This is a genomic window from Aliivibrio sp. S3MY1 (assembly GCF_028765575.1).
Lineage (GTDB): Bacteria > Pseudomonadota > Gammaproteobacteria > Enterobacterales > Vibrionaceae > Aliivibrio.
On sequence record NZ_JARACO010000007.1, the window covers coordinates 129,807 to 152,517 of the forward strand.

The following is a 22,711-nucleotide window of genomic DNA, read 5'->3' on the forward strand; positions in this document are numbered from 1 at the left end:
ATGATTTTACTATTCTTTAACCTAATGCGTTCATCATGCCAGATAACTGTGCTTTCATTTTTCCAGTAACGTCTTGCATATTGGCAAATTTATTACGAGTACGCTCTTGCATGCTCTCCATTCGACGATCTAAATCCACTTGCTGATCATTTAAACGATAATTTTGATCTCGCATGGTATTCATTCGGGTACGAATAGGACCCGTCACTCCCGTCATACTTTGAATAACATCTTCTATTTTTTTAGCAAAGCCTTTCGAACCACCAAAAAAAGTATGCAACTGCCCAAAATTCTCATTCAGTTGGCGATCAAGCATGGTATGGTTTATTTCTAACGTACCCTGACGAGTAGTCGAAATACCTAATTCAATGAGCGTTTTTACATCTTTTGGTGCCGATTCTACCGGAGCTACAAAAGCAGATTTCAAACGAGATTCAGCAGAACGAACAACACTGTCCCCAGCTAATGGGCCACTTTGCCCCGTCGCAGGATCAAAGCCACTCAGTGCCTGTGTGGTTTCGTAAAACTGATTATAGGTAGCAACAAATTGTTCAATCGCAGCTTTGACACCATCTCTATCAAACTGCACATCTAAATCAATACGCTTACTGTTTTCAGTTGTTGTGCCCTTTAGCGTGATATCAACGCCATGAACTGCATCTTGAATCACATTCGTGTCACTGCTTATTCTAGCAACACCATCTAATACTACTTTTGCACTACTCGCTGTTTGAACTTCTTGAAGACCTGAATATAGCGGCTTACGTGGGCCTTCAGGCTTAATAGCTTCTACGACTTTTTCTATCGGTTCTAATTTTTCTTTCGCTATTTCTTTGATCGTTGGCGGTAGCTGTTCAATTTTTTCTTTTGCTATATCAACCAATTCTTTTTTAGGTGCGACTTGAGGGGCTTCATAAGTGATGCCTGCAGATTGAAATACCGTATCAGGCGTTTGGCCAATTTCAGCCAGCGCTTCTGCCGCCGATTGGTCACCCTGTTTTGCCGCTTTTGCTAATTCTACTTTTTCATCTTCGCTTGGTAGCGCTGCTTGCAATGTTCCAGCGGTGCGCTCACTCCAACCAGACATGCCAGATGTTGGGTCTGTTGGATCTTCAAGTGTGGATAATGCAGCCGTTGCTTCTTGTTGAAGCATGATCTCTTTTGCCGCTTTTTCTTCTCGCGCTAATTCACGATTGGCATAATCAATAAGCGGCTTAAAGTACGCGTATTTTTCTTCATCACTTAATTCAGGAACTTCTTGTGCCGTTATTGGCTCTTGCATTTGCTGAGCGGCAATTTCTGGTACATTTTGATATTCAAGCAAGGTTGGAATATCAAATTTTGTTGATACCGCAGGATCAAAATTAGGATTAAAAGCAAGACGATGTAGCTGATCATTATATTCAGCGTCGACTTCAATTTTAACTTTATGACTTTCGCCAGGTTTATCTGAGGCGAGGATAAGACGTGAGCCGCCATCGTCTTTAACGATAGAAGCTTGAACACCAGGATTTGATGGTGCACCGTTGATCTGCTTTAACAAATCGGTAATTTTGTTATTTTTACCAATAATTTCAATGGTGAACTCTTTATCTCCCAATGAAATATCAAGCTTACCTGGGCCAAATTTAGCATCATCACGAATTGGCGATGATGCTAATTTTTGTGCTTGAGCTAATTGTAAAACATCAATTGTGTATCGACCTGCCAAGGCTTCAGGTGTTGCAGTCGCACTCACTACTTCATCATCGCTGCTTGAAATAGTTCGTGACGCAAACGTATCTTCTTGGCGAAACGTCGACATGAGATTTTTCATGGTATCTAACGATTCTTGCAGACGGCCGTAACCACTGATATTCATATCTATATCTGAGCGCTCACGGTCAATGCGCTGCTGCTTTGGTAAGCGCTCGCTTTCAACTATTTTGCTCACCATAGAATTAATATCTAGGCCACCACCCATCCCCATCGGGCTCATACTCATGAAAGTCTTTCCTCAATTAACGTTTTATATCCTCTCAGCTATTAATCCAGATGCACTGGCAGCTAATTCTCTGGCAACTTGCAACATTTTTTCATCGGGGATCTGACGGATGATATCACCAGAGCTAACCTCTATAACGGTAATAACCTGCCGCCCTGATTCTTCATCTAGATGAAATGATAATCCTCGATCCATGCTTTTAACGTATTCATTCAGCTCTTTTACTGCTTTATGAAGTTCTTCTTTCTTTTTCGTTTCAAGCTGTTGCTCTGCTTCTACCACGATAGCTTGGCTTTGCGTCATTGCTTCTGACGGTTCAGTGTTTGCTGTTTTATTTAGGGTATTAACAGATAATGTTGGCTGCACATTAGTTCTAGCAATTTGCGTGCCGTTATTTGAGGATGGAGAGGGCAGGATTGATGAAGATACAGATGATGGATTCATAGTATTTTCCTCCTAATACGAAAAAAGACAGCAGGAGAGCGGCCCGGCTGTCATATTTCAGTAAGTGGGTTGACGATGAAGCCGCCCACCTACCTATTTAAGTATTATCAATTAATCGAGTGGATTAACGTAATAGACCTAGAGCAGCGTTTGGCGCTTGCTTAGCTTGAGCTAAGATAGAAGAGCTTGCTTGCTGTAGGATTTGTGCTTTAGTCATTTCAGTTGTTTCTTTCGCGAAATCAACGTCTTTGATTTGGCTCTTAGCAGCAGAAACGTTTTCGTTAATGTTGTCTAAGTTGTTGATTGTGTGACCCATACGGTTTTGAGCAGCACCTAGCTCAGAACGGTGGCTATCAACAAATTTCATTGCTGCATCAACAACTGCGATTGCATCTTGAGAACCAGCTACAGTTGTAACGTCGATGTTACCTACTGTTTTTTGTGCTTTAACTGCATCAGACATACCAGTTTCGTTAGCTAGAGCACCTGAGAATTCGATTTCGCCATCGATTGTGCCTTTAGCTGCGAATACTTGTAGTTTGCCATCTTCACCAACAGAAGCACTAACTTTATCAGTTTGGCCGTTGATGTAAGTTGCTACTTCTTCAATATCGTCACCAGCTTTAGCTGTGATTGATACTGATTGTTCTTCACCAGACTTGTCTGTGAAAGAAATTGTCATTTCTGCATCTTTACCAGCAGTCCAACCCGCAGCAACACCTTCTTTCGCAGTGAAAGATTGGCCACCCATGTTTGACTCATCTGCACGTAGGTTGTTCAGTGTAAGCGTTACAGCTTCACCAGAATCAGCACCAACTTGGAAAGATTTAGTACCGAAGTTACCGTTAAGTAGACGTGTACCACCAAAAGAAGTTGTTTCTGCGATACGGTTCATTTCATCAGAAAGCGCCGTTACTTCTTGTTGGATCGCGCTACGGTCAGCGTCAGTGTTTGAACCATTTGACGATTGCAGTGCAAGGTCACGTACACGAGAAAGGATGTTTGAAGTCTCTTTCATTGCGCCTTCAGCTGTTTGCATCATAGAGATGCCGTCGTTTGCGTTACGAACCGCTACGTCTAGACCACGAGTTTGCGTGTTTAAACGGTTAGAGATTTGTAGGCCAGCAGCATCATCTTTAGCACTGTTGATCTTGTTGCCTGAAGATAGACGTTCCATTGATTGGTTAACGTCAGATGTTGCGCTGTTTAAGTAACGCTGAGCTGTCATTGCTGATACGTTAGTATTTACTGTAATAGACATAAATAGATCTCCTAAGGGATAATGCAATGGTGGTGTGGTCTCATCCTCCGCACCAACCATCGTTTCTCACATATATTTAAAAGCATATCTCTATGTATTTAGTAGACTCTCACCTCTACAAAACACATCGCGAGATAGCCTAAGATTAATTTTATAAAGTAAGTCAGACTCACTTATAACCTGTTGGGATAGAACTCTGCAGATAGCTTAGCTCTCATTCTCACAAGTGTTTACTATGCTGATTAGCCCAACAGGCCTAATGCTGCATTTGGTGCCTGCTTAGCTTGAGCAAGGATAGACGAGCTCGCTTGTTGCAGGATTTGAGATTTCGTCATTGCAGTGGTTTCTTTCGCAAAATCAACATCTTTGATTTGGCTGTTTGCTGCACTCGTATTCTCATTAATATTTTCTAAGTTGTTGATAGCGTGACTAAAACGGTTTTGGAAAGCACCCAATTCAGCACGGTTTGAATCAACGTATTGCATTGCTGAGTCAAGAATTGCTACCGCTTTTTGTGAACCACCAACCGTAGTTACATCAATGCTTTTTACTGTATCAGTAACCTTGTTACCCATACCTAATTCGCTGCTTAGTGCTCCGCTGAATGAAATATCAGTTGCTTCAGCTGCTGCAAATACTTGTAATTTGCCTTCTTCTGTAACAGAGGCGTTGACTTCTGCACTTTGGCCATTGATGTAAGTTGCTACTTCTTCAATGTCATCGCCTGCTTTTGCATTGATTGTGATGTTTTGCTCTTTGCCATCTTTATCAACAAAATTCATTGTTAATTCAGTGTTTTCTGCACTTACTGACCAGTTTGCATCTTTGCCTTCCGTCGCAGAGTAAGTGTTACCACCCATCGCTGTTGTATCTGAGCGCATGTTGTTCAATGTTAGCATTACCGCTTCACCTGAATCTGCACCGATTTGGAAAGACTTAGTTCCAAACTGACCGTTTAATAGGTTTGTACCACCAAACGAAGTTGTTTCTGCAATACGGTTTAATTCGTCATTCAAAGCAACCACTTCTTCTTGAATCGCAGTACGGTCAGCTGTTGTGTTTGAACCGTTAGAAGATTGAAGTGATAAATCACGCATACGTTGAAGGATGTTCGTTGTTTCGTTCATCGCACCTTCAGCAGTTTGCGCCATTGAGATACCATCATTTGCATTTCGAACTGCTACATCTAAACCACGAGTTTGAGATGTTAGACGGTTAGAAATTTGTAGACCCGCTGCATCATCTTTTGCACTGTTAATTTTAAAACCAGAAGACAAACGCTCCATTGAGCTGTTTACGTCATTCGTTGCGCTATTTAGGTAACGCTGTGCTGTCATTGCTGATACGTTTGTGTTTACATTGATAGACATATTTTATTTCTCCACTTTGGTTCCGAATCACTCCGCTCCTGGACCGGAAACCGTATTAATCATCGTTTGATACTTAACTTAACGACCGTGCTTTAAATTACTTTAGAAAAACTTTTTATTTTTTTAAGTTTTTCTTTTGTAAGCATTTTAAAAAATCTCAGTCGTAATGCCTTGTAATTAAGTTATCGCTCGCAATCGAAAACTCTTTAGGAAAAAAGATAAAAAAAATGAAATAAATTTAAATGAACACTAAAACGTGAGAAAAATCGCTATAAATAGGTATAAACAGAACAATATCGACTATTTTTCACACAATTGAAGTTGATGGCAATCCAATATACCGAACTTCATTTTGTTTTATTACATAAAAAAGCCGAGGCAAACCTCGGCTTTGGCATAGTGTGAGAGCACTACTACCTTAGAAATTTATTATATTAACTATCTCAATAAACCAAGTGCTGCATTAGGCGCTTGCTTAGCTTGAGCTAAAATAGACGAACTTGCTTGTTGAAGGATTTGAGCTTTCGTCATTTCTGTCGTTTCTTTTGCAAAATCGACATCTTTAATACGGCTATTTGATGCAGATACATTTTCATTAATGTTATCTAAATTAGAAATAGCATGGCTAAAGCGATTTTGGAATGCACCTAAATCTGCACGGTTCTCATCAACGAATTGCATCGCTGCATCAAGGACAGCCACCGCTTTCTGTGAGCCACCAACCGTCGTTACATCAATACTCTTAACGGTTTCAGCTTGCGCAGCACCCATATTTAGTTCGCCAGCCAGAGAACCGCCAAAGCTCACCTCACCTTGCACCTTATCATTCGAGGTAACAATTTGCAGTTCACCATTTTCAGACACTGACGCATTAATTGAATCTGTCTGGCCGTTAATATAAGTAGCTACTTGTTCAATATCATCGCCTGATTTTGCGTTGATTGTCAGTTCTTTCTCTTCGCCTGCTTTATTAACAAATGAAACCGTTAATTCTGAGTTTTCAGCATTAACCGCCCAACCAGCATCAAGTTTAGTTTCTGCTTTATAACTTGTCCCTCCCATTGATGCCGAATCAGAACGCATGTTATTTAGACTTAGCATTACTGCTTCACCAGAATCAGCACCGATTTGAAATGATTTAGTACCAAACTGACCGTTAAGAAGACGTGAACCACCAAATGAGGTTGTTTCTGCGATTCGATTTAATTCGTCATTAAGCGCGCCTACTTCTTGTTGAATCGCTTCACGATCAGCAGAAGTATTTGAACCATTAGAAGACTGAAGTGATAAATCACGCATACGCTGTAAAATGTTTGTCGATTCATTCATCGCACCTTCCGCCGTTTGTGCAATAGAAATACCATCATTTGCATTACGAACTGCAACATCTAAACCACGAGATTGAGAAGTTAAGCGATTTGAAATTTGCAGGCCTGCTGCATCATCTTTCGCACTGTTAATTTTAAAGCCTGAAGATAGACGTTCCATTGATTGATTAACGCCATCCGTTGCATTGTTCAAGTAACGCTGAGCAGTCATTGCTGATACGTTAGTATTTACTGTAATCGACATAGTGGTATCTCCGTTTAGTTTTCCGATTGTTTTCCGTAGTTCGGAAAACTGAGCTTTATTATTTGGAACTAATGACGTTGCTATTAGTGCCTGATACTTAACTTAGCGACGGTTAAAAATAAACCTTTATGCTTTTTTTTATAAAACAGATGATTACTTTATGAACTATGATCATGCTTCAAAGTTTTTTACAATTGACGAAAAAACAGCTAAAGTTTTTTTGCTTTTGGCCAAGTATTAATCAGAACCTTGATACAAAAGGATGTTGCTTACTTCTCCTTTCGTTTTATTTTGAGTTTGATACTTCATTTCTTTATTTATTTCACTTTAGCCACTTTATTTTCTTTAGACGAAAAAAAACCAGCCGTCATTGCTGGTTTTTAAAATCGTTATCTCCGTTGGTATAAATTAACCAAGCAGTTTTAACGCAAGATCTGGTGCTTGTTTAGCTTGAGCGAGTACTGTTGAACTTACTTGCTGTAAGATTTGCGCTTTCATCATCTCAACCGTTTCTTTTGCAAAGTCGGTGTCTTCAATACGACTATTTGATGCCGAGATATTTTCATTAATATTATTTAAGTTATTAATGGCATGATCAAAACGGTTTTGGAATGCCCCTAAGGTTGCACGTTCTTTATCGACAAATCCCATGGCGGCATCTAACGTTGCAATCGCTTTTTGAGAACCACCGACTGTCGTTAAATCCAAATCATTAACAGTATCAAATACAGCACCACCAATGGCTAATTCAGCAGATAATGAACCACCAAAGGTCACCGCACTTGAGACTAAATCACCCGCAGTAAATAACTGTAACTGGCCGTTTTCATCCACTGACGCTTGAACGGTATCATTTTGCCCATTGATGTACGTTGCTAACTCCTCAATGTCATCACCCGCCTTGGCTTCAATCGTAATTTCTTGAGACTTACCATTTTCATCATTAAATGACATGGTAAGAGTCTGCCCGCCCTCTGGCACTGTCCAACCTTTGTTTAATTGGTTTTGAGAGGTGTAATGAAATCCCCCCATGGCTAAAGTATCAGAACGCATACTGCCTAGCGTTAGTTGAACAGCCTCACCAGCATTAGCCCCAATCTGGAAAGTTGACGTCCCAAATTGACCATTTAATAAACGACGTCCACCAAAGGATGTGGTTTCTGCAATACGATTTAATTCATCGTTTAAGGCATCCGCTTCTTCTTGTATTGCCTGACGATCTTGTAGAGAGTTGGACCCATTAGATGACTGCAACGCTAAATCACGCATACGCTGAAGGATATTAGTAGTTTCATTCATCGCACCTTCTGCCGTTTGAGCAATAGAAATACCATCATTGGCATTACGCACGGCAACATCTAATCCGCTCATTTGAGCTTGTAGTCGATTGGAAATTTGTAAACCTGCAGCATCATCTTTAGCGCTATTAATTCGCTTTCCAGAAGAAAGACGTTCCATCGATTGATTTAACTGATCTGTTGCTTGATTCAAATATCTCTGTGCCGTCATGGCAGACACATTGGTGTTTACTGTCACTGTCATAATGACCTCTTAATTAAAATAGCGATTTTCTGATATAGAAAAATAGACTCTTATAAGGTTCTATCGGCGCTGAAAAAATAAACTTAAGAGGAAAACAAAAAGAAAGGGGCTAGAAAAAGGTAAAAGAATATAAGGGAATAAATAGAAAAGGGTAGCCCCAATTAAGGGGCATAAAGCTAGGCTGGTTTTTTATGAGGAGATCTGTGAGAAGAACACAAAAAACCAGTTACCTGAAGCTTGCCAACAATCAAATGAACAAGAGGATGATGAGAGATGAGAGCACCTCTTGTTCACTAAGATGACTGTTGTTAGTTACTCAATTACTGCAGTAAAGTTAATGCAGCGTTTGGTAACTGTTTCGCTTGAGCAAGAATAGACGTACTAGACTGCTGAAGGATTTGTGCTTTTGTCATGTTTGTTGTTTCTTTAGCAAAATCAGTATCTTTGATTCGGCTGTTAGAAGCAGACACATTCTCTTGAATGTTAGACAAGTTGTTGATGCTGTGGCCTAAACGGTTTTGTTTAGCACCTAAATCAGCACGTTCACGGTCAATATAAGCAAGCGCTGAATCGATAACACCGATAGAAACTTGAGCATCACCAACAGACGTTACATCTAGTTTATCAACCGTTGCTTTAATACCAGCACCGCCAGTTAAACCTAATTCTGTAGCAAGGTTACCAGATACCGCTAACTCACCTTGGATAGATGGTTCTGCAACAAACAGTTGAAGTTTACCTTCATCACCAACAGATGCTGAGATCTTGTCTGATTGACCGTTAATGTATGTTGCTAACTCTTCAATATCATCGCCAGCTTTTGCATTGATATTGATAGAAACTAATTCACCTTTTTGAGTTGTGAAATCTAGTTTCATGTCATTTTTACCAGCAGCGACATTCCAAGATGCATCTTTACCGATTTCAGAAACAAAACGTTGACCACCCATACGGCTATCATCAGCACGTACAGACGTTAGTTCAATAAGAATTGCTTCACCAGCATTTGCACCGATTTGGAATGCAGACTCACCGAATGTACCGTTAAGTAGACGGCGACCACCAAAAGAGGTTGTTTCAGCAATACGGTTTAATTCATCAGACAGTGCATGTACTTCTTCTTGGATAGAAGAGCGATCTTGATCTGAGTTAGAACCATTTGCCGCTTGTAGTGATAAATCACGCATACGTTGAAGGATGTTTGTCGATTCGTTCATCGCACCTTCAGCTGTTTGAGCGATAGAAATACCATCATTAGCATTACGCATAGCAACATCAAGACCACGAGTCTGAGCTGTTAAACGGTTAGAAATTTGTAGACCAGCAGCGTCATCTTTTGCGCTGTTGATTTTAGTACCTGAAGACAAACGCTCCATTGAGTTGTTTAGATCGTTCGTTGCGTTATTTAGGTAACGCTGCGCAGTCATCGCAGATACGTTAGTATTTACATTTACAGCCATCGTTGCTCTCCTTGAGTTTCGTTTTCACGAAATCTACTTTCTGCTCTATTCAGAAATATTTAAAAATCATAGTTAAATATCAGCCACAATTGGCCAATGTTTTTCAATGTCATGTAATTTACATATCAAATCTCATGCCAAGATGAGAAATATACATAGATTAATGACTGACATGCAAAAGCAAAGTGATTAACCCTATTTTGCAACTGCTATGCCACTATTTACCATTGGCAAACTGTGAGCGTCTCAGTCATAGTTATTAATTAGCATAAGGTGTGCCAGTTTTTCATAATTCAAATCAACTTATTAAGGAAATAAAAATAATCATTTAAAATCATAAACTTAAACAACACCAACTTTATTACTACTCTCTCTTTAAATACTGAAAAACCAACCTTTTTGCCGCTTTTTTATAAATATTGCCGCATTGCCTCTCTCCCAATACTTAGGGACTAACAAGTAGACTACTTTTTACTATAATTTCTATTCATGGCTTACATACAACCAATAAGAATAAAATAGGAAAAAAACTGAAATTTTCAATAATAAGCGGCAAATATTTACAATATTCGAGTTAAGCGGCAAAGCTATTCCCATTTGTATTTTACTTATAGTTCATACAGTTATAGGAATTCAAATAAATTACCGCCTCAATTTTCCTACACCTATAATGACCGTAAATAGCAGGCATAAAAAAAGCCCAGCCTGCCTGCTGAGCTTTCAGTATTATTTGATTTTTATACGTAATTAAATAATGTTATATCTTTTACTTTACCAAAGGCTTGCTGAGAAGCCTGAAGAGCACGAGTATTCTCACTAAATTCAATCACTGCTTGAGCGTAATCTAAATCTTCAATAGAGCTTAACGATTTAGAGATAGTTAAATCAAAATCTTGGTGCTGCATTTCTTGTTGGTCAAGCGTGTTCTGTCTTGTTCCCACTTCGGCCTGTGCTTGGCTTAAGTGAATAAATGCAGCATGGAACTCATCAGTTACTTGATGTAACTCTGCCGTACTTGATGCATCAGATACATGATTTAATGCTAATTCTTGTGCTTTTTTGAAAGAATCAAAAACGCTAATCGTTTTCTTTGGCTCAAGCGTTATAGTATCACCCGCTTTTAATTGGCCACGGATCTGTATATCAACCCCTTCATACTTAATCCCTTCTGCAGGATCAAATTGAGCAGTTTTTATTGCACTGCCATCTTTTGATAATTGGTAATTATACTTACCATCAGCACCGGCATTAAAGCTGACTTCATACGTTGCCGGGTCGGTATAATTTGTATTGGTCGCTTTGGATAGCAATAATTCAGACCCTTCTTTCAGTGAATATTGTGGGTCGTAATCACCAAATGGGTTTTTTATTTCTGTAAATAATTTACTACCTGAATCATTAACAGCTACTTCTACTGAACCTGACACTTTCAAACTACGCTGATATTCATCACCAGCATAAGCAACCGTTCCATCATTCGAGCGGAAGAATGGTTGGGTTTTTGGCTTGGTACCAGAGAATAAATAGTTCCCTGATTCATCTAACATATTGGTTAGATTTAAAAAGTTATCGGCAATGCCTTTAATGTCTTGCGCATGAGCATAACGATCTTCTGGTGCAAGAGAACCGTTAATCATTTCCATAACACTACGTTTAGCATCATCAGTAAACTGTTCAGCATTAGCGATGGCTATTTCATGACGCTCTAAACGGTTACGTGCCAATGTAATGGTATCTGTATATTGGCGTAACTCTTCTTTCTTTTGAGTTAGGTTTTGGGCATATAACGCTGCAACGGGATCATCACCTGCGGTTAATAGCTTTTTACCTGACGCTAATTGTGCACTGTTCTGATGCACTTTCGCTTCTTGGCGCGAAATATCATTTTGCACCGCTTGGTAATTATGAAAGCTTGAAATACGATTTAACATACTCTACAGCTCCTTAATTACGATAATTGTAAAATTGAGTTAAACGTTTCATCTGCCGCTTTCATGATACGTGAAGATGCCATGTACGCTTGTTGGAACTTCATCATGCTTGCCGCTTCTTCATCTAAGTTCACGCCAGAAACTGAGGCAACACGACTTTGAGCAGCTTCATTCTCTACACGAGATACTTCAGATAAACGAGACGCTGTTGCTTTTTTCAGGCCAATTTCAGTATTTACGTTTTCGTATAGGTCGATTACCGTTGAGCGGCCTTCGTCCATCACTTTACGTGTTTGCAAACCTTGCATTAATAGCAAGTTACCATTATCACCTTCAGATGGAACTAAGTTTGCTGCAAATTTATCATTTGCTGCAGCACCACCAGTAAGTTCAAACGTTGTACCACCTACAGTTACCGCACCTTTTGGTGGGTAAGTTTGTGGTTCAAGTAACATTTTTCCTTTCATGTCCAGAACTGCAAATTGGTTTGCTGCAGGAGAAATTACAACTTGAAACTCTTTTAATGCACCAGCTTGCAGAACTTTAAATTTTGCATTACCTGTTGCGAATGTCGCTGAGCTTGCATAGCTTTGTGCGGCTATTTTCTCTGCTTCATTCATTTCAAGCTTCATTTCGCCAGCCGCTATACGCGTTGGGCGAAGTAGTACACGTTCACCGGCACCTAGTGGCTCACGAATTTCAACTCGCATACCGTCTAGGAAAAAGGTCGATGGGTTACCGGTTGGGTCTAAACGCTGTACTTCACCTGTTGGTCGGGTCACCGTATATTGGCTGCCATCATACTTAAGTGCATAATCACCTGCTTTTAGCTGGCTAATATCATCAATGAATACGCCTACTTCAGCAGAAGAGCCACCAGAAACAATAGCGCGGCTACGAGCAGCTTGTTCTGAGTTCACATCAGAGAAAATATTAGCACCAATCTGTCCACGCAGATCTATCGCTTGGCTTTGTAAACGGTTAACTTCACTACTGAAACCAACTGCCACACGGCCTAATTCATCCATGATGGTAGGAATTGTATTATCACGCAATTCAAACAATGCCGATAATTTACCGCCAATGCTGTCATGTTGAATCGCTTTTATTCCCTGACCTTCAACCATTGCTAGTCGGCGCTGTAATGGGTCAGGAGTCCCTGCTATCATCTGCAATTCACTTGAATGAGTACCAGACACCAACATGTGTCCACCACCAATTAATACATTAAATGAATTCTCGTTATCACGCTTAGTAATGGTAACTTTTGTGTATTGAGACAGTTCTTTAATTAACTTTTCATGACGGTCCATAAGGTCATTGTGCGGACCTGGGGTCTTGACCATCATTTGGTTAATTTCTTTTAACTCTAGAGCAATACCATTCATACGCTCTACCGTTAGATCCATCTTTTTATTTACGTCTGAATTTTGCTGACGTACGTTCTCATAAAAGTCATTTAAGCTTTGTGAAACAAGACGAGATTTTTCAAGGACTACTTTACGTGCACCGATTTCGTTAGGGCTGTCGGCAAGTGTTTTTACGGCATCAAACCAATCATTAATGTTTTCTGGAATACGCTTAGCACCAATAGATGACATCATATTCGTTAGAACATCAAGGTTTGCTTCTGTATCCATAGAGTAGCTTACGTTGGTTGTCGATAGGTTCAATTCGTTAGTTGCGAACTGATCAAACGAACGTCGCACAGCGGCAACGTGCACGCCTGCGCCGTATTTTGAGCCAGCAACCCAAAGAGGCATATCTGTTTCTTGAACTACCGATTGGCGACTAAAGCCTTCAGTATTAACATTGTTAATATTGTGACTGGTCGTATTCAGTTGACGCTGCGCCGTAAGCACACCTTGTGTACCTAGATTTAGCAGATCAAGTCCCATATTGCCTCCAAAAAACTCTATAAAAGATGCGATAAAAATTTCCTAACGAATCTAATATAGCAATCAGTGTGCCAACTTTTAACCCCTTAAGTTTCAATAAGATAGACAAACCAACCACCTTAAAGTCTCTCTTTGCCACTAGATTTCTTTATTTATTGCCTTTATTTGCCTCTTTTCGTTTTTAAGCGGCAATAAAGCAAAAAATCCTGCCGCTCAGTGATATGACAACACTAAGAAACAGGATTTTAGATATTTAATAATTCAGTAAGGCTTATTATTTAGTTAAGCTTTCTACGGTCTTCATTACACTCATGACTTTATTGGTGTAGTTTGGATCCGTTGCATAACCTGCGCTATGAATGCCTTTAATAAAGCTTTCTGAACTTTCTGTCTGTTGCAATGCGCGTTCATAACGTGGGTTTTGATTCAAGAAACGGACGAAGTCGCTGAAGCTTTCTTCATAGTTATCGTATGAACGGAAGGCCGCATTCTCTGTCACTGCAATATTATCGTGATATTCTAACGTGTTCTTAGCAATCTTATCGCCCTGCCAGCTTCTATCCGCTTTAATATTGAATAAGTTATGGCTTGAATCCACTGAATTTTGAATCACTTTTTTACCCCAACCGGTTTCTAGGGCGGCTTGAGCAATTAATACATTTGAGTCAATGCCTAGTGCCTTGGCGGCTTTTTCAGCATACGGCTTCATGGTTTCAACAAATTGCTGAGGTGAATCAAATTTCTCAGGTTGTTGTACAGGCCTTGCTGCCAAGGCTTTTTCTAGCTGTGCAATACTTGGTGATTCAGTCTGTGATGCTTGTCTTGCTTCAGAGCCCTTTGGATATGAGTAATCAACCGGCAAACGTAACGGTTCATCCGTTGCCGCTTTACGCATTGCCATGCGAGCATCTTGCTCTAAGTTTTTGCCGTTATGCACAGGTGCCTCTTGATTCATCGATGCACCAAGTTGAGCTACAATCATATCGGCTAAACCTAATGAACCTTTTTTCGACAATTCTGTTGCCATTTGATCGTCACGCATTTGCTCAAAGAACTGCTGATTATCACTGCTCATCATATCTGATTTGAATGAATCATTGGCATTACGCATTGATTTAAAAAGCATTTGCGTAAAGATTGATTCAAACTGCTCAGCCGCTGCACGCAACGCTTTGTCTTGGCTTTCTTGATCGCCACTTACCGCATTTTTACGTAATTTATCTAGACCTCCCACATCATGGATAAAGCCTACGTCTGTCATGTTTACTGAATTATTCATCTTTACACTTACTCTTTTAATCAGGGTAATAAAGTTACGGCCTCTACGTTACTAATAGAGCAAATTTAATGCCAAAAAAAACGCACCCCAAAAGAAGTGCGTTTATTATCTTTATTTAACAAGCATCTATTAGATGATAATTAGTTGCCCTTCAATGGCACCCGCTTGTTTCAATGCTTGAAGAATCGCCATTAAATCAGAAGGGGCTGCACCCACTTCATTTACGGCTCTAACCAAATCGTCTAATGTTAAACCCGGTTCGAACTTAAACATCTTGCCTTGTTCTTCCGTTACTTCGATGTCTGAATCTGGCGTCACCACTGTTTGACCATCACTAAATGGCCCTGGTTGACTCACTTGAAGATTTTCTTTAATCGCAACCGTCATACCACCGTGAGTCACTGCTGCTGCTTTCAATTTCACGTGTTTACCAACAACAATAGTGCCAGTGCGTGAGTTAACAATGATTTTTGCAGAACTATCTGCTGGGTCAAAATCAACATTCTCTATAGCTGATAAGAAAGCGACTCGTTGACTGATATCACGAGGGGCGCGAACACGTACTGAGGTCGCATCAATTGCTGAAGCCATATTTGGACCTAAGAAATTATTTACGGCATCAGCCATGCGTTGGGCCGTCGTAAAATCCGACTCCAATAAGTTGAAAGTAATGAAATCACCACGACCAAACGGCGATGGAACTTCACGTTCAACCATTGCGCCACCAGAGATACGTCCTACCGTTGGGTTATTACCCACCAGTTTTGAACCATCTGCGCCTTCGGCACTAAAACCACTTACAATTAAGTTACCTTGTGCAATGGCGTAGGTTTTACCATCCAAACCTTTTAGGAACGTTTGTAGTAAAGTACCACCACGTAAACTTTTTGCCGAACCAACAGACGAAACCGTCACATCAACCACTTGGCCTTGTTTTGAGAATGCTGGCAAGGTAGCGGTTACCATTACTGCCGCCACGTTTTTTGTCTTTGGTTTTGTACCTGGTGGTAATTGAATACCAAAGTTTTGCAGCATGGCATTAAAGCTTTGATCGGTAAATGGCGTTGATTCACCAGTACCCGGTAAGCCTGAAACCAAACCATAACCAATTAACTGGTTACTACGAACCCCAGCAACTTCTGCCACGTCTTTAATACGTGCCGCTTGTACTGTAGAGATACTTAGGCATAACCAAGTAAAGATTAAAGTAACTAGGTTTTTATTCACGTCAAAACTCCAACGATTCGTCATTATTACAGTGCTACATTAAAGAATCGTGCCAAGAATCCAGGTTCTTGCATATCTTGTTGATCACCCGTACCAGAATATTGGATACGTGCGTTTGAAATTCGCGTTGATGCGATGGTGTTATCAAAGTTAATGTCATCAGGACGAATAGTACCACTCAAACGGATATATTCATCTCCGGTATTAAGTGTTAACCACTTCTCACCACGGATCAATAAGTTACCATTAGCTAATACCTCAATCACTTCAACTGTAATCGAACCACTTAAACTGTTACTTTGATTAGCTGATGTATTTCCTGTGAAGTTATTATCATTTTCTAATGCGTAAGAGAAGTTATATTGACCGCCCATCTGCAATTCTTGTCCACCGACCTGCAGTGGTTCCATGCTTGAAGCGTTTGATTTTGATAATTCCGCATCGGCACTTTTTGCCGCTTTGGTATTTTCAGCTAAAGTAACCGTAACAATGTCACCCAATCCACGCGGTTTTGTATCATCGTACATGTCTTGAGCATGATCAGTATTAAATAATGATCCTGTCGCCGCTGCATAATGTTCTGGTTTTTCTTTAGGATGAATAGGAGCCCAAGCAGGATCGCCTGAAATAGGATCATTACGACCACGAAGTGTATCAATAATGCCACCACCCTCTTCTTTCGCTTTATCACCTTCTACCGCATCAACATTAGTGGTAGCAGAAGTTACTTCGCTATCTTGTAAGTTCGGGTTTTGAACTAATAGCGCTTCACAACCGGTTAAAGTCGTTAGCATTAATAAACAAAGAAGACGTTTCATCCTAATCACCAATTACAGTTGTTGGTTAATAAAGCTTGCCATCTTATCAACGGCAGAAATTACTTTTGAGTTCATTTCATAAACACGCTGCGCTTCGATCATGTTCACTAGCTCTTCAGTTACGTTTACGTTTGATGCTTCAAGCATAGATTGACGAATTGCACCTAAACCTTCTAGACCTGGTGTTCCTTCTTGTGGATCACCACTTGCGCCAGTTGGTAAGTAAAGGTTTTGACCTACTGGCTCTAAACCACCAGGGTTAATAAAATCAACCGTCGTAATTTGACCAATCACTTGGTTATCTTGTTGGCCACGCAGACGAACAGATACTTCACCATCCGTACCAACAGTCACATTAATCGCATCTTCAGGAACGATAATTTCTGGTTCTAAACGGTAGCCAGCGCCTGTTGTTACGATTGCGCCTTCATCGTTTAACGTAAATTGACCGTTACGAGAATAACCAATATTACCATCTGGCATAGTCACTTGGAAAAAGCCTTTACCTTCAATCATCATATCCATGCCGTTAGACGTGGTTTGAGCATTACCGTTAGTAAATACTTTTTGTGTTGCCACAACTTTAGAACCCGCACCTAGCATTAAGCCCGTTGGTAACTCTGTGTTTTGTGTTGACTGAGCACCGGCTTGGTTTACGTTTTGGTAAAACAGATCTTCAAATACGGCACGGCTCTTTTTAAAACCAACCGTTGAGGCATTCGCCAAGTTATTTGAGATAGTCGCAATGTTAGTTTGTTGTGCGTCTAAACCTGTTTTACTTACCCATAATGCTGGATTCATTGTGTATTCCTCTAAATTCTTTAATGTATTAAGTTAATTAAGTTAATTGTTCAATTAACCCATACGTAATAATGAGTCTGAAGCTTTATCCATCTCTTCAGCGGTACTCATCATCTTGACTTGCATTTCAAATTGACGCTGCAAATCAATTAAATTGGTCATTTCACCTACGGCATTAACATTACTGCCTTCTAGTGCACCTTTTAGTACGGTTACACCCGCATCCGCTTGAAATGCATTATTAGGATTTTTCGAACGGAACAAACCATTCGTGTCTTTAAATAAATCGCGATTATCGGTTTTTACTAATTTAATACGGTCAACTTCTGCCATCGCTTCTGCTGGCGCACCTTGCTCAAGAACAGAGATAGTACCGTCTTTAGCTATTTGAATTTTTGAGATAGGAAGCGGCAAAGTGATTGGCGCGTCATTTTCACCTAGTACTAGATGACCGCTGCCATTCATTAATAAACCTGTTTCATCAATTTTTAGATTACCGGCACGAGTCAAACCCTCACGGCCTGTGTTGTCCATCACTGAAATCCAGCCATCGCCTTCAATCGTTAAATCTAAATCACGACCTGTCGTAATAACAGAGCCTTGAGAAAAACTGCTTCCAGGACGCTCAGTCATATTGAACACACGAGTAGGCAAACCTTCACCATACGCTTGCATTGAACGCGCTTGCTCTAAATCAGCACGGAAACCCGTAGTACTTACGTTGGCAAGGTTGTTTGAACGCAGCTGCATAGCTTGCATGTTTTGCTTTGCGCCACTCATGGCTAAAAATAATGCGCGATCCATAATGAACTCCAATAATCTATCTGAAGTTATAATAGCAATGAGTGTGCCAAGTTTTTTTAATGTTTTATATCAAAAGGTTAGCTTTATAACACTAAAGATAAAGAAGAAAAATAGTGCTGGGGAGGAAAAAGATTGAAACCAAGAGGCAACAATTCTGGGTAAAAAATTGCCGTCAATGTCGACGGCAATTTTATAAATAGAGGTTCGTTTAGATTAACGAATTTGCAGGATGTTTTGTTGCAGTTGGTTATGTACATCCAGTGAACGTGAGTTCGCTTGGAAGTTACGTTGCGCAGAAATCAAATCAACTAATTCTTGAGTCATATCAACGTTTGATTGCTCTAACGTACCACTTTTAATATCACCAAATGAGCCTTGGTTTGCTTCGCCCCAAATAACACCGCCAGACGCTTGAGTCGTTGACCATTGAGTACCACCATTTTGAGCAAGACCTTGTTGGTTTGTTACTCGGGCCATTGCTACGCGACCTAATGTCACATCTTTGCCGTTTGAGTATGAACCAATGATATTACCTTTTGCATCAATATCTACTTTTGCTAAGTAACCCGTTGTTGCACCATCCTCACTAAAGCGGCGCATTTCAAATGGTGCAGAAAATTGGGTTGGTTCATCAAAATTAATCGTTAGCATTTGTGATGGATCTGAACCATTAAGATCCATACCATTCTCACCAAATGTTGTGGTTTGAATTGGATTTCCGCCATTAATACTTTGTGTTGTGCCATCATTATTAAAGGCAATTGAATGACCTGAATGACCTGCTGCCGTGGCAACATCACCACCATTAATATTAATAGCCTTTTCACCACTAGCATCCGTTGCTGAATAGAACACATTCCAACGGTTTGGTTGTACTGCATCTTTAACGTAGTAAGACGTTAACTTATACGATTGGCCTAAAGAGTCATAAATTGTTGATGACGTAGCTTTGTTGTATGTATCTGGATCATTCATATCAAATAACGTAACGTCTTTTGATGGTGCTCCTGATGGTAAGTTCATACCAATTTCAATGTTATCACTGCGTTTTGGCGTACCAAATTGATCAGGGATACTCATAGGCTTTGCTTCATAAGACCCAACAGTACCCGTTTCTTCATCTACACTATAACCTAATAAAAATTCATCATTTGAGTTAGTAATAAAGTTATCTTTATCTAGGTGAAATGCTCCATTACGTGTTAGTTCGTTTGTTCCCGGCTGCATACGGTCTTTCGCTACCGCAAAGAAACCTTGACCTGCTATACGTAAATCCATTGGGTTGTTCGTATAAACACTTGAACCTTCATGGAATTGTTGTGCTATTTTCGTCGTTTGTGCACCACCACCTGTTGTGGTTTTTGCATTTGAGAATAACGATGTTGAATATACATCACCAAACTCAGCACGAGATTCTTTAAAACCAAAGGTATTCGCATTGGCAAGGTTATTTGATGTTGCGTTTAAGTCTTTCTGAGCAGCGGCTAGACCACTTAATGCTACGTATGACATTTTATATCTCCTATCTAGCTACGCTGATGATTTCCAATTCCATTAACGATCACAGTTAATGGGGAATGTTAATGGAATTGGCATAGCTCTATGTTTTAATGAATTTGTTACAGTAAATGGGAGTATTCAGGCAGCGATAAATTGCTGCACTGAATATTCGCTTTTATGCCTTACCTACTTCTAGCACTTCTGCCAATTTCATAGGTGAAGTAAAACCAGCAAGATTAAGCAGAACATTGCCATCACCTTTGCCTAGAAGAACACTATTTACGTTAGCGTATGTTGATACACCAAACTCTTTGTTTTCTCCATCTAGCACACCAGCCGCTTTAATATTATAGCTACCAGCAGGCATTGCATTGCCTTGTTCATCTTTGCCGTCCCACTCAACACGAGTGTCGCCGGCAGGTTTAGCGCCCACATTCAAAGTACGAATTAATTGGCCCTGTTCGTTTTCAACACGAACCATTAGGTTATTAATTGCTTGTGGCAATTTAACCATTGCCGCCATACTTTTATCTGCTTCTTTTAGCCCTTTAGCACCAGGCACTAGAACATCACGACCAACAAGCGATGACGCTTGTAATGCTTGGTTAGATGTCATTGATGAATTCAAGCTATCAAACTGTGTATTCATCTTGCCAATACCATCAACGGTTGCAAATGATGCCATTTGCGCAATCATTTGATCGTTTTCAACCGGCTTAAACGGGTCTTGCTGAGACAACTGTTTGGTTAATAATGAAAGGAAGTCTTCTTGCTTCAGTTCATTTTTGCCACCCGTCGTCTTTTCAGGCTTATTTGCCTCTTGAAGACTTTTAAGCTGGTCGATGTAGGACAAGCCGTTTTGACCAACGTTATTGATTCCAGTCATAGCTACCCCCTATCCTTATTGACCCATTCGCAGAGTACTCTGCAACATTTGTTTACTTGCATCTGCTACTTGAACATTCGTTTGGTATGAACGAGAAGCAGAAATCATGTTTGCCATTTCTTCCATCACATTAACGTTTGGCTTAAAAATATAGCCATCGTCATTTGCCATAGGGTGATCTGGATTATATTCTGCACGCAATGGTTTTTGGCTTTCAACAATACCAAGAACTTTTACAGGAACTGTATGATCTTGTTTGTATTTTGCTTTACTCAATTCCGCACCAAAGACAGCTTGACGAGCCTTATAAGTTTCAGCAGCAGAGCTACTTACACTATCAGCATTTGCCATGTTACTTGAAGTGGTGTTAAGACGAACTGACTCTGCACTCATCGCAGAACCTGTAACGTTAAAAACATTAAATAAGCTCATCTCTATTCCCCTTTAATTGCTTTGGTTAGGTTTTTGAATTTGCTACCTAAAAATTCCAATGATGCTTGATGACGAAGTTGGTTTTGCATAAATAAATTACGCTCCAAATCCACATCTACCGTATTGCCATCCCCCGTATCCGGTTGAGTTGGTACGCGGTATTGAATTTCCCCTGCCACTCGTGTTGAGGCATTGATGTGCCGACCATCTGTACGACTAAGACCCATGCTTGCCTTAGATGTTGCCGACTGCATTGCTTTTTGAAAGTCCATTCCTTTTGCTTTATAGCCTGGAGTATTCGCTTGAGCGATGTTCGTCGCTAGCATTTCAGCACGTTCAGAGCGAACTCCAACCGTATGCTGGTGAATACCTAGTGCATTATCAAAAGAAATTGCCATTTCAAACCCTCCACAAGAACTGACTAGCAGTATATATATTTCATATTGCAACCTGTATGCCAACTTTTCAATTTACAGAGCAGATTGACGATACCACTTGTATGAAACTAGCAATATTTACGCCAACTCTAAACAACAGGCACAAAAAAAGCGACTCAAGTCGCTTTTTGTATGCTAATTAATCATTTTTAATTATTTTAGCTTATAAATGATCCCCGGATTACAACGGACCATTTCAAATTTATCCGTTAAACCGGTTAGTGATTCAGAAGCACCCAATAATAAATATCCGCCGGGGTTAAGACTTGCCGCCATCTGATTTAACACTTTTGCTTTCATATCTGGTGAAAAGTAAATTAATACATTACGGCAAAAAATAATATCGAACTTACCCAATAAGCTGTAACTATCCATCAAGTTTTGCGGACGGAAGTTAACCATACGTTTAATTTTATCGTTAATCTTCATTTTGCCATCACCAGCATCTTCAAAGAACGCACGACGACGCTCAGGAGACAGGCCTCGGCTTAATGCTAAATTATCATAAACACCAGCTTTACATGTTTCCAACATTGTCGGTGAAATATCCGTTCCCGTAATACTAATATTTGGAAGAAAACCAGGCTTACGGGCTTGAATTTCTGAAATTATCATCCCCATCGAATAGGCTTCTTGACCTGATGAACTTGCCGCAGACCAAATTTTAAGAGGTCGACGATTTGCCGCTAACTCCGGCAATAATTTTTCAGATAAAACGGTAAACGGGTAGCCATCTCTAAACCATAACGTTTCATTGGTTGTCATCGCATCAACAGCAGCAACACGTAATTCACGATTATGACCAGAAATTACTTGTTTTAATAGATCAGATAATGAAGCTAATGAAAACTTAGCAACTAAAGGACTCAGTCGACTTCTTACTAAATATTGCTTACTGTCACCAAGGACAATGCCACATTGAGATTCAAGAAAACGGCTAAAATCACGATACTCTTGTTCGTTGATAGTTATAGTTGTCATTAACGATTTTACTTCCAAATAAAGATGAATTGCCATTTCTTATCAAAATCATGGCATATATTAATTTATGCAATTAAAGAGGGA

Annotated in this window: 19 protein-coding genes; all 19 read right to left on the minus strand. The window is 40.0% G+C overall.

The features are described from left to right. Positions 1–16: 16 nt before the first annotated feature. The gene (gene fliD / locus PVK62_RS06930) at positions 17–1,984 is read right to left on the minus strand and encodes a flagellar filament capping protein FliD (RefSeq protein WP_274443573.1); all 1,968 of its coding nucleotides are present in this window, start codon (positions 1,982–1,984) and stop codon (positions 17–19) included. A gap of 24 nt (positions 1,985–2,008) precedes the next feature. Further along, positions 2,009–2,428 (minus strand): flagellar protein FlaG, encoded by a 420-nt coding sequence (locus PVK62_RS06935; protein WP_274443574.1) that lies wholly within the window; start codon positions 2,426–2,428, stop codon positions 2,009–2,011. 124 nt (positions 2,429–2,552) lie between these two features. After that, positions 2,553–3,689 carry a flagellin gene (locus PVK62_RS06940; protein WP_274443575.1) on the minus strand — a complete coding sequence of 379 codons (1,137 nt, stop codon included), beginning with the start codon at positions 3,687–3,689 and terminating at the stop codon, positions 2,553–2,555. A gap of 242 nt (positions 3,690–3,931) precedes the next feature. Then, positions 3,932–5,059: a flagellin gene (locus PVK62_RS06945; RefSeq protein ID WP_274443576.1), complete on the minus strand. Its 1,128-nt coding sequence runs from the start codon at positions 5,057–5,059 to the stop codon at positions 3,932–3,934. Between the two features lie 438 nt (positions 5,060–5,497). After that, entirely contained in the window at positions 5,498–6,631 is a 1,134-nt protein-coding gene (locus PVK62_RS06950) for a flagellin (protein ID WP_274443577.1), read from the minus strand. Positions 6,632–7,039: 408 nt separating this feature from the next. After that, positions 7,040–8,173, minus strand: a complete 1,134-nt coding sequence (locus PVK62_RS06955; protein WP_274443578.1) for a flagellin — start codon at positions 8,171–8,173, stop codon at positions 7,040–7,042. 320 nt (positions 8,174–8,493) lie between these two features. Beyond that, entirely contained in the window at positions 8,494–9,633 is a 1,140-nt protein-coding gene (locus tag PVK62_RS06960) for a flagellin (RefSeq protein ID WP_274443579.1), read from the minus strand. Positions 9,634–10,370: 737 nt separating this feature from the next. After that, positions 10,371–11,564, minus strand: coding sequence for a flagellar hook-associated protein FlgL (flgL, locus tag PVK62_RS06965; RefSeq protein ID WP_274443580.1), 1,194 nt, complete (start codon positions 11,562–11,564; stop codon positions 10,371–10,373). A 17-nt stretch (positions 11,565–11,581) separates the two neighbouring features. Further along, complete coding sequence (flgK, locus tag PVK62_RS06970; protein ID WP_274443581.1) at positions 11,582–13,462, minus strand: flagellar hook-associated protein FlgK; 1,881 nt, start codon at positions 13,460–13,462, stop codon at positions 11,582–11,584. Between the two features lie 274 nt (positions 13,463–13,736). After that, positions 13,737–14,741, minus strand: coding sequence for a flagellar assembly peptidoglycan hydrolase FlgJ (gene flgJ, locus PVK62_RS06975; RefSeq protein WP_274443582.1), 1,005 nt, complete (start codon positions 14,739–14,741; stop codon positions 13,737–13,739). A 129-nt stretch (positions 14,742–14,870) separates the two neighbouring features. After that, complete coding sequence (locus PVK62_RS06980) at positions 14,871–15,992, minus strand: flagellar basal body P-ring protein FlgI (RefSeq protein WP_274443583.1); 1,122 nt, start codon at positions 15,990–15,992, stop codon at positions 14,871–14,873. Between the two features lie 2 nt (positions 15,993–15,994). Next, complete coding sequence (gene flgH, locus PVK62_RS06985; RefSeq protein ID WP_274443584.1) at positions 15,995–16,786, minus strand: flagellar basal body L-ring protein FlgH; 792 nt, start codon at positions 16,784–16,786, stop codon at positions 15,995–15,997. A gap of 12 nt (positions 16,787–16,798) precedes the next feature. Then, the gene (gene flgG, locus PVK62_RS06990; RefSeq protein WP_274443585.1) at positions 16,799–17,587 is read right to left on the minus strand and encodes a flagellar basal-body rod protein FlgG; all 789 of its coding nucleotides are present in this window, start codon (positions 17,585–17,587) and stop codon (positions 16,799–16,801) included. A 54-nt stretch (positions 17,588–17,641) separates the two neighbouring features. Next, the gene (locus PVK62_RS06995) at positions 17,642–18,391 is read right to left on the minus strand and encodes a flagellar basal body rod protein FlgF (RefSeq protein WP_151654696.1); all 750 of its coding nucleotides are present in this window, start codon (positions 18,389–18,391) and stop codon (positions 17,642–17,644) included. 213 nt (positions 18,392–18,604) lie between these two features. After that, entirely contained in the window at positions 18,605–19,903 is a 1,299-nt protein-coding gene (gene flgE / locus PVK62_RS07000; protein WP_274443586.1) for a flagellar hook protein FlgE, read from the minus strand. Between the two features lie 163 nt (positions 19,904–20,066). Beyond that, positions 20,067–20,777 carry a flagellar hook assembly protein FlgD gene (gene flgD, locus PVK62_RS07005; RefSeq protein WP_274443587.1) on the minus strand — a complete coding sequence of 237 codons (711 nt, stop codon included), beginning with the start codon at positions 20,775–20,777 and terminating at the stop codon, positions 20,067–20,069. 15 nt (positions 20,778–20,792) lie between these two features. Continuing rightward, positions 20,793–21,209 carry a flagellar basal body rod protein FlgC gene (flgC, locus tag PVK62_RS07010; protein ID WP_005420405.1) on the minus strand — a complete coding sequence of 139 codons (417 nt, stop codon included), beginning with the start codon at positions 21,207–21,209 and terminating at the stop codon, positions 20,793–20,795. A gap of 2 nt (positions 21,210–21,211) precedes the next feature. After that, a complete protein-coding gene (gene flgB / locus PVK62_RS07015) occupies positions 21,212–21,607 on the minus strand; it encodes a flagellar basal body rod protein FlgB (RefSeq protein ID WP_274443588.1) in 396 nt (131 codons plus the stop codon). Between the two features lie 192 nt (positions 21,608–21,799). Beyond that, positions 21,800–22,627 (minus strand): CheR family methyltransferase, encoded by an 828-nt coding sequence (locus PVK62_RS07020; RefSeq protein ID WP_274443589.1) that lies wholly within the window; start codon positions 22,625–22,627, stop codon positions 21,800–21,802. Between the last annotated feature and the right edge of the window lie 84 nt (positions 22,628–22,711).

Coding starts and splice junctions, on each gene's coding strand:
- fliD (WP_274443573.1), bottom strand. CDS start 1,984: ATGAGTATGAGCCCGATGGGGATGGGTGGTGGCCTAGATATTAATTCT.
- PVK62_RS06935 (WP_274443574.1), bottom strand. CDS start 2,428: ATGAATCCATCATCTGTATCTTCATCAATCCTGCCCTCTCCATCCTCA.
- PVK62_RS06940 (WP_274443575.1), bottom strand. CDS start 3,689: ATGTCTATTACAGTAAATACTAACGTATCAGCAATGACAGCTCAGCGT.
- PVK62_RS06945 (WP_274443576.1), bottom strand. CDS start 5,059: ATGTCTATCAATGTAAACACAAACGTATCAGCAATGACAGCACAGCGT.
- PVK62_RS06950 (WP_274443577.1), bottom strand. CDS start 6,631: ATGTCGATTACAGTAAATACTAACGTATCAGCAATGACTGCTCAGCGT.
- PVK62_RS06955 (WP_274443578.1), bottom strand. CDS start 8,173: ATGACAGTGACAGTAAACACCAATGTGTCTGCCATGACGGCACAGAGA.
- PVK62_RS06960 (WP_274443579.1), bottom strand. CDS start 9,633: ATGGCTGTAAATGTAAATACTAACGTATCTGCGATGACTGCGCAGCGT.
- flgL (WP_274443580.1), bottom strand. CDS start 11,564: ATGTTAAATCGTATTTCAAGCTTTCATAATTACCAAGCGGTGCAAAAT.
- flgK (WP_274443581.1), bottom strand. CDS start 13,462: ATGGGACTTGATCTGCTAAATCTAGGTACACAAGGTGTGCTTACGGCG.
- flgJ (WP_274443582.1), bottom strand. CDS start 14,741: ATGAATAATTCAGTAAACATGACAGACGTAGGCTTTATCCATGATGTG.
- PVK62_RS06980 (WP_274443583.1), bottom strand. CDS start 15,992: ATGACGAATCGTTGGAGTTTTGACGTGAATAAAAACCTAGTTACTTTA.
- flgH (WP_274443584.1), bottom strand. CDS start 16,786: ATGAAACGTCTTCTTTGTTTATTAATGCTAACGACTTTAACCGGTTGT.
- flgG (WP_274443585.1), bottom strand. CDS start 17,587: ATGAATCCAGCATTATGGGTAAGTAAAACAGGTTTAGACGCACAACAA.
- PVK62_RS06995 (WP_151654696.1), bottom strand. CDS start 18,391: ATGGATCGCGCATTATTTTTAGCCATGAGTGGCGCAAAGCAAAACATG.
- flgE (WP_274443586.1), bottom strand. CDS start 19,903: ATGTCATACGTAGCATTAAGTGGTCTAGCCGCTGCTCAGAAAGACTTA.
- flgD (WP_274443587.1), bottom strand. CDS start 20,777: ATGACTGGAATCAATAACGTTGGTCAAAACGGCTTGTCCTACATCGAC.
- flgC (WP_005420405.1), bottom strand. CDS start 21,209: ATGAGCTTATTTAATGTTTTTAACGTTACAGGTTCTGCGATGAGTGCA.
- flgB (WP_274443588.1), bottom strand. CDS start 21,607: ATGGCAATTTCTTTTGATAATGCACTAGGTATTCACCAGCATACGGTT.
- PVK62_RS07020 (WP_274443589.1), bottom strand. CDS start 22,627: ATGACAACTATAACTATCAACGAACAAGAGTATCGTGATTTTAGCCGT.